We start from the raw sequence: 9,343 nt of genomic DNA, 5'->3' as shown, positions 1-9,343 counted from the left end.
CGGTCATGGCTCCGCAGGGCACGGCTCCGGCTTCGCAGGGCACGACCCCGGCTTCGCAGGGGGCGCTCACGGCTCCGCAGGGCACGGTCACGGACCCGTCGGACCTCGTGTCGCATGGTTCCTCACGCTCCCCGCGCTCGCCCTGCTCCTCTTCCCACCACCCGCCCTCGGCTCCTACAGCGCCGAGCGCGAGGCCGGCCGGCGTGCCGCCCAGGGGGTCGGCACCTTCCCGGCCCTGCCGTCCGGGAACCCGGTCGACCTCGCCCTCGGAGAGTTCGGCTCCCGGGCGGTCTACGACAGCGGCCGCTCCCTGACGGGCCGTACGGTCCGGCTCACCGGCTTCGTCACCCGTGACGACGACGGCACCTGGTACGTCACCCGCCTCCTCGTCTCCTGCTGTGCCGCCGACGCCACCGCCGTCAAGGCCGAGGTGCGCGGCGCGCAGGCCCCGCCGGTCGACACCTGGGTGACGGTCACCGGCACCTGGCACCCCGAGGGGGAGCCGGGATCGGCCGCCGCCTGGCCCCCGGTCGTCGACGCCGGCTCCGTACGGCGGGTGCCGCAGCCGGACGACCCCTACGAGAAGCGCTGAGACCCCACGCCGACGCCTCCGCGCAGGTGTTTTGCCCCACCTGCAACGGGTAGTCGGGCCACGGTTCCGAGAGGGCCGGGCCCGGTGCGCGGCGGGCACCGGGCAGAGTCGGCCGGGTGGTCGCAGGCGGCCTCGCACGGCGGCCTCGCACTGCCGCCTCGTGGGCGGGTCGCGGGGCGGCCGGACGCGGCCCGCTCCTGCCATGGCCCCGTCCCGGGAACCGTCGACGGTGCAAGCCGCGGTGATCGAAGGAGGCGGTGGTCGTGCGGCCCAGGGACGATCCCCGAGACGCTCCCGACGGCGACCCGGGCCCCGGCCGCACCGGGGGCGGTGGACCGGACCCGGACGGCACCCGGGCCGCCGACGCGATCGCCAGGGGCGTGCGGGGCGCCGAGCCCGGAGAGGTGCCGGGGCGGTTGTGCGAGGTGGCGGTGGAACTGCTGCCGGTGATCGGCGCGAGCGTGTCGCTGCGCAGCGAGGGCATGCCCGTGCAGCTGAGCGCGAGCAGCGCGCAGGCCGCGCACCTGGCGCAGATCCAGGCGACGCTGGGCGACGGCCCCTGCCAGAGCGCGCTGGAGGACGGCGCGCCCGTCCTCGCCTGCGATCTGACCACGGGCCGGGACGCCGGACGCTGGCCGGTCTTCGCCCAGCAGGCGACGGAGGCCGGGGTGCGGGCGGTGTACGCGGTGCCGCTGGGCAGCGGCGCGGTGTGCGTGGGCACGCTCGACCTGTACCGCGACCGCCCGGGCGGGCTCACCGACCGCCAGCTGCACGTGGCCCGGGTCGTGGCCGGTGTCATGACCGTGGCCCTGATGGCACTGCCGCACGGCGACGAGCCCGGGACGCAGGACGGGGAGGACTGGCTGAGCGGACTGGCCACCGACCACGACGAGGTCTACCAGGCCGTCGGCATGATCATGGCGCAGCTCGGCGTGGGCGCGGACGACGCGCTCGCGCGGCTGCGGGCGGACGCCTTCGCGCACGGGCGTACGGCCCTGGACGTGGCGCGGGACGTGACCGCCCACCGCACGCGATTCGACCGGTACTGAACGCCGAGGAGCGCGGCGTCTTCGACCGGTACTGAACGCCGAGGAGCGCGGCGTCTTCGACCGGTACTGAATGCGAGGAGCGTGGCGTCGCAGGAGGAGCGCGGCGTCAGATCTGTGCCCGGCCCTGCTTCCTGATCTCGGTCAGGCGCTGCGCCCCCAGCTGCGCGGTCTGCTGGGTGACCTCCGCGTACACCTCGTCGAGGCCGGCGTTGGTGAGGGTGATCGCCTCCTCGCCGACGCGGACGGCGGCGAGGTCCATGGTGAGGTACGTCAGCTCCCCGTCCTCCGTCTCGCCGGCCAGCGTGACCCGCAGGGCCTGCCGGGCGTCCCCCACCGGCGGCACCGGCAGGTCGCGGACCTCCACGCCCTGGACGACGCCGCGGGTCGTCGTGGCCGTGAACTGGCCGCAGCGGCCGGGCAGCGACTTCATCCAGTCCAGCGTGCGGTCCACGTCCGCCGGGGGATGGGCGGCGACCCGGTAGCGCAACTGGGCGTCGGTGTCGCCGTCGTCGAGCGCGGACGTCGCCTGCGGGCCCTGGGGGGTGCCGAAGGGCTCCTCCGTGTAGAGGACGTCCAGCAGCCGCTGGCAGTCCCGGTCCTCCGTGGTCGCCTTGAGCAGCCCGTCCCGCCAGGTCCGCGCGCCTCGGGACGGTGTCCACGGCTCCCCCAGATCGGCCTCGGTGACCAGTGCCGCCCGGGCCTGCGCCTCGGTGAGGGCGGCTCCGGAACCGGACGGCTGCTCGACGGCGGCGGACGCGCCGGAGGCGGACGCGGAGGCGGAGAACCACCGGGGCCGCGGCCCGTCGTCGACGGAGCAGCCGGCCGTGGCCAGGAGGCCGGTCACGGACAGAGCGGAGGCCAGGAGGGCACGGGTGGCCGCGGGGTGGGTCATCGGGGTGCCTCCTGCGGGGGCTCGAGGAGGCGCCTCGGGGCGGGGCCGCTCTCCAAGATCGGGTGCGTGCTCCTACGGCACCACCGCGACCGTCCGGCCACCAGCGATACGGGCCGTCCGGGTGAGCGGACCGGGACACCGGCGGTCCCTGCGGACCACCCGGGACGGCGACGCGGTCCGTGCGCCGGGTGGCCGGGGCGGCGCCGGCGTCGGTCGCGAACCGACCCGCCCGAAAACCCCTCGCCCCGCCCCGGTCACGAATCCCCGCCCCGGTCACGAATCGACCCTCCCGAAAACCCCTCGCCCCGCCCCCGGCGCCCCTGTTACGGTCACGCCCATGCAGCGCGCCCAGTCGTATCCGTCCGCCACGACGACGCCGGAGAGTGTCCCGGCGCGCTGACAGCTGACCCAGATGTCCGAAGCCCCGGGGCGAGTGCCCCGGGGCTTCGTCGCGTGGTGCTCGCCTCCCCGCCGTGAGGAGTCACACCATGCACGACCACCGCCGACTCGGCCGTGAACTGGACCTGTTCGACACCGACCCGCTGATGGGCGCGGGGCTGCCGTACTGGCTGCCCGACGGCGCGATCGTGCGGCACACCCTGGAGGAGTACATCCGCGAAGCGGAACGCCGGGCGGGCTACCGGCACGTGTACTCGCCGGTCCTCGGCAAACGCGAGCTGTACGAGATCTCCGGGCACTGGGACCACTACGGCGACGACATGTTCCCGCCGATGGACGTGGGCGCCGAGCAGGTCCTGCTGCGCCCCAGCCTGTGCCCGCACCACGCCCTGATCTATCGCTCCCGCCCTCACAGCTACCGCGAGCTGCCGCTGCGCATGGCCGAGTTGGGCGGCATGTACCGCTCGGAGCTGTCCGGTGTCCTCGGCGGCCTGACCCGGGTGCGGGCCATCACCCTCAACGACGCGCACATCTTCTGCACCCTGGAGCAGGCCGTCCAGGAGGCCCGGGCCGCGCTGGAGCTGATCGGCCGCGCCTACGCGGACCTGGGCATCCGCGCGTCCCGGTACCGGCTGTCGCTGCCCGGGGAGGGCGGCAAGTACGTGGCCGACCCGGAGCTGTGGCGGCGTGCCACCGCGCTGCTGAGGGAGGTCCTGGACGGCTCCGGCATCGCGTACGAGGCGGCCGAGGGCGAGGCCGCCTTCTACGGCCCCAAGATCGATGTGCAGATCACCGACCCGGCGGGCCGGGAGGCCACCCTGTCCACCGTGCAGATCGACTTCCACCAGCCCGAACGCTTCGACCTGCACTACATCGGCCCCGACGGGGCGAAACACCGCCCGGTCATGGTGCACCGCAGCATCATCGGCAGCGTGGAGCGCGCGGTCGCGCACCTCGTCGAGGAGCACGGCGGCGCCTTCCCGCCGTGGCTGGCGCCGGTGCAGCTGGCGGTCCTGCCGGTCGGGGAGGAGCAGGCCGAAGCGGCGCACGCCCTGGCCGCACGCGCCCGGGAGCTCGGTCTGCGCGCCGAGGTCGCCGGCCCCGAGCAGGGCACCCTCGCCGCCCGGATCCGCGCCGCCCGGCTGGTGCCGTACCAGGCGGTGATCGGCGGACGCGAGGCCGCCGCGGGACTCGTGGCACCGCGCCTGCGCGACGGCCGCCGGCTCGACCCCCTCCCCGGCACCGAGCTGCTGCGGCGGATCGGCGAGCGGGTCGCGGCCCGCGGGCCCGGACTGTGGGACCCGTCGTAGGACGGGATCACCAGGGGCTGGGACGGATCACCAGGGGGCGGGACGGGATCACCACGGGCCGGGGCGGTTCAGAACGTCCAACGCGTGTGGCTGTAGACCCCGTTGTCCCGGCCGAAGCCGTACGCCGTGTCCGGGGACACCGCGAACACCACCGCGTCGCCGCTGCGGAACTCGTCCCCGATGCCGTGGAAGGTGCCCTCGGGGGAGGTGATGTGCGGCCCGTACTTCGTCTCGAACGCTGTGATCACCTCCTCCAGCAGGGCACGGTCGGCGACCGCCTCGGCCGTGCCCTCGACCACGAGGTCGAACCCGTCGGTGAGGGAGTTCGTCCCGGTGGTCAGGGCGCAGTGGGCGTCGTGGGCGAGGTTCTTCGCCTTCTGCTCCCCGCGGCCGGTGGAGAAGTACAGCGCCCCGTCGTGCCAGGCGGCGATGCAGGGCGTGACGTGCAGCCGGCCGCCGGGCCGCACGGTGGACACCCAGAAGATCTCGGCGATCTCCAGCCGCCGCCGGGCCTCGGCCCATTCGGTGGCGGTCACCTCCGAGGCGCCCGGGCGGTGGTTGAGCGCCGAGCTGTAGCGGGCGTCGAGTTCGGTCGTCGGCTGCTGTGCGGGCATGGCGGGACTCCTTCGTCGTCTCCTGCCCGTAACGACCGGCCGACGGGTCCGGAATCATCGGCGCGTCCGTTCGTGTGGCCGTACGGGGTGGATCAGACCGGGCGGCGAGCGTCCGGACCCGCGACACCAAGCGCGACGACCAACCGCGCCGCGGCGACTTTCCGGCCGCGGACGCCCACCCGGCCGTCACGGCGGTACGCCGCTCCTGACGCGGGCCTGGCGTGAGCCCGGAACGGGCCGTGGCCCAGGCCGTAAGGTCGCTTCTACGGGGCTTGCCCGCGAAGCCACTGGAAGGAGTCCCCGCCGTGACGGACGGTCAGCGCATCCCGGTGATCATCGACTGCGACACCGGCGTCGACGACGCCCTCGCCCTGCTGTTCGCCGTACGGCACCCCGCGCTCGACGTGCGGGCTGTCACCTGCGTGGCCGGGAACACGGACGTGGACGGCGTCGTCCGCAACACCCTGACCGTGCTGGAGCAGGCCGGCGCCCCCGACATCCCCGTCGCCCGGGGCGCCGAACGGCCGCTGATCGAGGCTCCCCGCTCGGCTCAGCACGTGCACGGGCGCGACGGCATGGGCGACCTGGGCCTGCCGGAACCGGCCCGCAGGGCCGCCGACGTCGACGCGGTGACGCTGCTGCGGCGCGAGATCCTCGCCTCCCCGCGCAAGGTCACCCTCATCCCCACGGCCCCCCTCACCAACATCGCGCTGCTGCTGCGCACGCATCCGGAGGTGGTCCGCAACATCGAGCGGATCGTCTTCATGGGCGGCGCGGCGGCCGTCGGGAACGCCACGCCCGTCGCGGAGTTCAACGTCTGGCACGACCCGGAGGCGGCCGCGATCCTGCTCACCGCCGGGGTGCCGATCACGATGTACGGGCTGGACGTGTTCACACGGGTCGTGGTCCCCGCGGCGGATGTGCGCAGGCTGTGCGAGAGCGGTGAGCCCGGGGCGCGGCTGGCCGGACAGCTGCTCGCCCATCGCCCTGCCCATCCGGACAGCCGTCCCGACGACCCGACGGAGACGGCCGGCGGTCTCGGTGACGCGGGTGCGGTGTGCGCGGTCGTCGACCCGGAGGGCCTGACGACCCGCCGCCTCCCGGTGGACGTGTCCCTCGCCCCCGGGCCGACGCGCGGCATGACGATCGTGGACCGCCGGCCCCGGCCGGGCGAGTCGGAACTCCACGAGGGCACGCGCGAACAGCCGCTGGTCGACGTGGGGTTGGACGTGGACGTGGAGCGCTGGGTGAAGTTGTACCTGGCGACCGTCGAGGCATGACAACGCCCGGGGTGCCGTCGCCGCCGGACGACGGCACCCCGGGCGTCTGCCTGGTCTCGCGTGCTACGCGCCGCGCTTGGCCGCGCGGCGGCGGGTCGCGACGACGAGGGCCGCGCCGCCCGCCAGCAGGGCCGCCGCACCGAGGGCGATCGGGCCGGTGCTGCTGTCGGCGCCGGTCTCGGCGAGGTCGCCGCCACCGCCGTTCGGCTTGGGCGCGACGGGCGTCGACTCGGAGGCGCTCGGGGTGGGCGTGTCCGTGTCGGACGACGGCGGTGTCGAGGGCTCGGCGGGCTCGGACGGGGACGCCGGAGGCGTGGTCGCCTCGGCCGGCTCGGACGGGCTCGCGGGCGGCGTGGAGGCGGGCGGCTCCTCCTCCGCCGGCGGCGGGGTGGTGCAGTCCTTCGTGCCGCCGTTCCAGGCCGCGATCAGCTTGTCCTTGATGACCGGGCGGTCCGGGCCCTTGGGCAGCTCGCCGTGCTCGAAGCCGTCCTTCGCGTCCAGCTCGCCGTCGAACTTCACGGCGCCCCGGTAGAGGTCGATCTGCCCGAAGCAGCCCTTGTCCGGGATGGCGATGTCGAGCGTGTCGGTGCCGCCCTGCTTGACCGTCACCGAGTCGAAGTCGACGAACACCTGCTCGCCGGAGGTCGCGAACGTCGCGCCGTGGGCGAGGTAGGAGGCGAGGGAGGCCGTGCAGGTGGCCGCGTCACCGGCGGCGCGGACCGTGATGTGGACCTTGCCGTCCTCGCTCGGCTTCAGGTTCTGGTCGTCGACCTTGACCGAGTCGTAGAAGTCGGTGCCGTCGAGCGAGAACTGGCAGCGATCGGTCCCGGTCTCCGTGCCCGCGCCCGTGCCGGGCTTGTAGCTGCCGCCGGACGACCAGCCGTCTCCGCCGGGCGCGCCGTGCGCGAACGCGGTCGTGGCGGTGGCGGCGCAGAGGACGAGGGCGGCGGCGCCCGTCCCCAGCAGGCGTCGCGCGGTGACACGTCTCGCTATGGACATGCGTATCCCATTTCTTGGCGTGTGCCTGACCCGGGCGACGGCATGCGGGCAGCGCGCGGCGCGCGGCTGCCGGGCCGCTCCGGGGAGTGAGTGGTCTGAGAAACACTGGGCTCATTGGTCACATGTGCCTCAGTGGCCCCATGGTGGCGGCACCGCAGCACACTGTCAACCTGCGTTTTTGCAAAGGAAGTTGCGCCGCCATCACACTTCCGTCACAGCAGGAATGGATCACTCCGATCAACGCGATGGTTCTTTTTTCCGGCATTCTGGACAGATTCAATGGTGTCGCCCGTATGCCCTGAGAAGGAGACCGCGTGACCGATCGCTCGACCCTCGACCTGTCGTCCCGGGACCCCGACTGGTGGCGCCAGGCCGTCGTCTACCAGATCTACCCCCGCAGCTTCGCCGACGCCGACGGCGACGGACTCGGTGATCTGCGCGGCATCACCCGCCGCCTCGGTCACCTCGCCGCCCTGGGCGTGGACGCCCTGTGGCTGAGCCCCTTCTACCCGTCCGAGCTCGCCGACGGCGGCTACGACGTCGCCGACCCGCGCGGCGTCGACCCGCGCCTGGGCACCCTCGACGACTTCGACGCCCTGGTCGCCGAGGCCCACCGCCTCGGCCTGAAGGTCATCGTCGACATCGTGCCCAACCACTCCTCGCACCGGCACGCGTGGTTCCAGGAGGCCCTGGACGCGGGGCCCGGTTCGGCCGCCCGCGACCGCTACGTCTTCCGGGACGGCCGCGGCGAGCACGGCGAACTCCCGCCCACCGACTGGCAGTCCGTCTTCGGCGGCAGCGCGTGGAAGCGGGTGCCCGACGGCCAGTGGTACCTGCACCTGTTCGCCCCCGAGCAGCCCGACCTCAACTGGGAGAACCAGGAGGTCCGCGCCGACTACCGCACCACCCTGCGCTTCTGGTCGGACCGCGGGGTCGACGGATTCCGCGTCGACGTCGCCCACGCCCTCGTCAAGGACCTGAGCGAACCGCTGCGTGACCTCGGCCGGCCCGAGCTGAGCCGCGAGGAGGGCCTCACCGCGATGCCGCCCGGCACGCACCCCTTCTACGACCGCGACGACGTGCACGAGATCTACCGCGACTGGCGCAAGATCCTCGACGCCTACCGTCCGCCCCGCATGGCCGTCGCCGAGGCGTGGGTGCCCGGCGCCCGGCGTGCGCTGTACGCCCGCCCGGACGAGCTGGGCCAGGCCTTCAACTTCGAGTATCTGCAAGCCGGATGGGACGCGCAGGAGCTGAAGCAGGTCATCACCGATTCGCTCGCCACCGCCCGGGCGGCGGGCGCCTCGGCCACCTGGGTGCTGTCCAACCACGACGTCGTACGCCACGCCTCCCGGCTGACGCTGCCACCCGGCACCGACCTCAACGCCTGGCTCCTGGCCGGCGGCCACGCGCCGGCCGTCGACGAGGCGGCCGGGCTGCGCCGGGCCCGGGCGGCCACGCTGCTGATGCTGGCACTGCCCGGCTCGGCCTACGTCTACCAGGGCGAGGAACTGGGCCTGCCCGAGGTCGCCGACCTGCCCACCGAGGTGCTCCAGGACCCGATCTGGGAGCAGACGGGCCACGTCCGCAAGGGCCGTGACGGTTGCCGGGTGCCGCTGCCGTGGACGACGAGCGGACCGTCGTACGGCTTCGGGCCCGGCGGTGCCTGGCTGCCGCAGCCGCCCGGCTTCGCCGCCTACGCCGTCGAGGCCCAGGACGGGGTCGAGGGCTCCACCCTGGAGCTGTATCGCACGGCCCTGAGGCTGCGCCGCAAACTCCTCGACGGTGAGGAGCTGACCTGGGCGGACGACGCCCCGCGGGGCGTGCTCCGGTTCGACCGCTGCGAGGGGTGGCGCTGCGTCACGAACTTCTCCGGCGCTGCGGTCGAGCTGCCGGCGGGTGAGGTGCTGCTGAGCAGCGCGCCCCTGGAGGACGGCCGGCTCGGGCCGGACACGACGGTGTGGCTCGGGCGGTGAGTCGCACCGCCGGGCGGGCCGTTTCGTGCGTCTGCGGCGCCGCGGTGGCTGATCGCGCAGTTCCCCGCGCCCCTGGGGTCGTGGCGGGGGTGGTGCGTTCGTGACGCCGTGGTGGTGGCTGGTGGCGCAGTTCCCTGCGCCCCTGGGGTCGTGGCGGGGGTGGTGCGTTCGTGACGCCGTGGTGGTGGCTGGTGGCGCAGTTCCCTGCGCCCCTGGGGTCGTGGCGGGGGTG

General features: G+C 74.2%; 8 protein-coding genes. 5 read left to right on the top strand and 3 right to left on the bottom strand.

Going from position 1 to position 9,343, the window contains the following annotated elements; translation table 11 throughout:
• Positions 1-592: TIGR03943 family putative permease subunit (locus tag ACFY5B_RS01445; protein ID WP_389962878.1), on the top strand; the 592-nt coding region annotated here is incomplete at its 5' end.
• A 257-nt stretch (positions 593-849) separates the two neighbouring features.
• The gene (locus tag ACFY5B_RS01440) at positions 850-1,641 is read left to right on the top strand and encodes a GAF and ANTAR domain-containing protein (protein WP_389962872.1); all 792 of its coding nucleotides are present in this window, start codon (positions 850-852) and stop codon (positions 1,639-1,641) included.
• Between the two features lie 106 nt (positions 1,642-1,747).
• Here the strand turns inward: ACFY5B_RS01440 and ACFY5B_RS01435 are convergent, their stop codons facing one another.
• A complete protein-coding gene (locus ACFY5B_RS01435; RefSeq protein WP_389962869.1) occupies positions 1,748-2,533 on the bottom strand; it encodes a hypothetical protein in 786 nt (261 codons plus the stop codon).
• A gap of 488 nt (positions 2,534-3,021) precedes the next feature.
• Here ACFY5B_RS01435 and thrS point away from each other — a divergent pair, with 488 nt between their 5' ends.
• Positions 3,022-4,242, top strand: a complete 1,221-nt coding sequence (gene thrS / locus ACFY5B_RS01430; RefSeq protein ID WP_389962866.1) for a threonine--tRNA ligase — start codon at positions 3,022-3,024, stop codon at positions 4,240-4,242.
• A 68-nt stretch (positions 4,243-4,310) separates the two neighbouring features.
• Here the strand turns inward: thrS and ACFY5B_RS01425 are convergent, their stop codons facing one another.
• Positions 4,311-4,856, bottom strand: coding sequence for a pyridoxamine 5'-phosphate oxidase family protein (locus ACFY5B_RS01425; RefSeq protein ID WP_389962863.1), 546 nt, complete (start codon positions 4,854-4,856; stop codon positions 4,311-4,313).
• 305 nt (positions 4,857-5,161) lie between these two features.
• Here ACFY5B_RS01425 and ACFY5B_RS01420 point away from each other — a divergent pair, with 305 nt between their 5' ends.
• A complete protein-coding gene (locus ACFY5B_RS01420) occupies positions 5,162-6,136 on the top strand; it encodes a nucleoside hydrolase (RefSeq protein ID WP_389962861.1) in 975 nt (324 codons plus the stop codon).
• Positions 6,137-6,199: 63 nt separating this feature from the next.
• Here ACFY5B_RS01420 and ACFY5B_RS01415 read toward each other — a convergent pair whose 3' ends face one another.
• Positions 6,200-7,135, bottom strand: coding sequence for an LAETG motif-containing sortase-dependent surface protein (locus ACFY5B_RS01415; RefSeq protein WP_389962857.1), 936 nt, complete (start codon positions 7,133-7,135; stop codon positions 6,200-6,202).
• Positions 7,136-7,449: 314 nt separating this feature from the next.
• Between ACFY5B_RS01415 and ACFY5B_RS01410 the strand changes: the two genes are divergently transcribed.
• Positions 7,450-9,111 carry a glycoside hydrolase family 13 protein gene (locus tag ACFY5B_RS01410; protein ID WP_389962854.1) on the top strand — a complete coding sequence of 554 codons (1,662 nt, stop codon included), beginning with the start codon at positions 7,450-7,452 and terminating at the stop codon, positions 9,109-9,111.
• Positions 9,112-9,343 lie beyond the last annotated feature (232 nt).

This window comes from Streptomyces sp. NPDC013187, assembly GCF_042899705.1.
Lineage (GTDB): Bacteria > Actinomycetota > Actinomycetes > Streptomycetales > Streptomycetaceae > Streptomyces > Streptomyces hawaiiensis_A.
Note: the sequence above shows the minus strand (reverse complement) of the source record. Positions and strands in the feature narration are given on the sequence as shown.